The sequence below is a fragment of the Arsukibacterium sp. genome (genome assembly GCF_036735525.1).
Taxonomy (GTDB): domain Bacteria; phylum Pseudomonadota; class Gammaproteobacteria; order Enterobacterales; family Alteromonadaceae; genus Alishewanella.
Genome location: NZ_DAINOE010000211.1, coordinates 1 through 1339, shown reverse-complemented (window position 1 = coordinate 1339; position 1339 = coordinate 1). Strand labels below are relative to the sequence as shown.

Sequence of the window (1339 nt, the reverse complement as noted above, 5' to 3'; positions counted from 1 at the left end):
GGGCTCTGGCATCGACTTTCTCAGGCAAAATACTATGCCGGCAGGTTAGCACAGCGGCCCGCTTTTGAGAATGCAGCTTGTGCCACAACACCCCGTCTGAGGCAGGGCGGGAACATACTTTGTTTGAAAATTAACCAAACAAGATTTCCGCCCTAAATTTATCATCCCAATAGGCTCGTTGTCTTTTTCCTGCCACGCTGTCTTTCATCGGGTGAGCCTTGATAAGATTAAGCAGGGCTCGCCTAAATAAGGCGAGGTTTTTCGCGCCATCTTCAGCATAAATTTGGCTTTCATCTTCCCGGAATGTGACATCTAACACCCAATGCTGGCTATTCTCGATAGCCCAGTGATGACGGATGGTACGGCTCAATTCCTGTACATCAGTGGCCAGTGAGCTGATGTAGTGGCTTACCTCCGCAGTTTTACCTTCTCGTGTTCGAATCACTTCTATCACGCTTTGAATATCCTGCCAGCTATCAATGTCTTTTATCCATTCTGAAACCGGTAAGGCCCGATATTCTCGCTCGACTATCCGCCCATGCTCACCATCTACTTCCTTGATATATTGAGCATTATATAAAGCCGCATCATCTCGCCTGACTTTATGGAAGTATGCGCTGACCTCTTCATGCAAGCTCTTCTGATTATCTTTTAGCTGCAACAAATAATCTGCACCACCGGCTCTGGAAAGTTTAGCCGTCTCAGTTTGTGTATGCATGGCATCAGCACTAATGACGGTACCTTTCACTTCCAAACTTTGCAGCATAGTCTGCAGCGTTTTGATTTCATTTTTCTTACCCAAAGAAGGTTGTTGCGTCAGTATTAAACCACTCTCTACCACCATGGCACTCACCAAATGCAGGGCATCTGTACCACCGCGCTTACCTGTGCCACGCAGGGTTTTGCCATCAAACGCAATCTGAGGTTTACCGGTATGCTCACGTTGCTCGTTAATCCACCGTGCAAAACTGGACAACAGCGCTTCATTACTGAGTCCACGAATAATTCTGCCTATGGAGTGTCGGGTAGGGATGCCGGTTTTAAATTCTCTATACTGGCGCAACCACGCCAACTTACTGTCACCAAAAATTTTGATTGCTTTCCAACCCTCAGCACCCGCTAATACAGCCGCCATCGTTAAGAAAATAATATCGCCCAGGTTATATTCTTTGTTAATGTCGGTACGGTGATCTTCTATTTGGTCAAGGTAGTCGATAAAACTCATTGTTCAGTGCCAGAAAAGGTAAATTTTTGATCTGATCAATGAATTTCAACAAAGTTCCCTAAAAAGTATGATCCCGCCCTGTTATATTATTGATGAAATTAAACAGCGGATTGA

1 protein-coding gene is annotated in these 1339 nt (G+C 45.3%); it reads right to left on the bottom strand.

Annotated features, from left to right (window positions below; translation table 11 throughout):
* Positions 1-130 precede the first annotated feature (130 nt).
* Complete coding sequence (locus V7D78_RS17355; protein ID WP_333609705.1) at positions 131-1225, bottom strand: ISAs1 family transposase; 1095 nt, start codon at positions 1223-1225, stop codon at positions 131-133.
* Positions 1226-1339 lie beyond the last annotated feature (114 nt).

Bases quoted from the DNA above. Each gene is read 5' to 3' on its own strand.
- V7D78_RS17355 (WP_333609705.1), bottom strand. From the start codon at position 1,225: ATGAGTTTTATCGACTACCTTGACCAAATAGAAGATCACCGTACCGAC.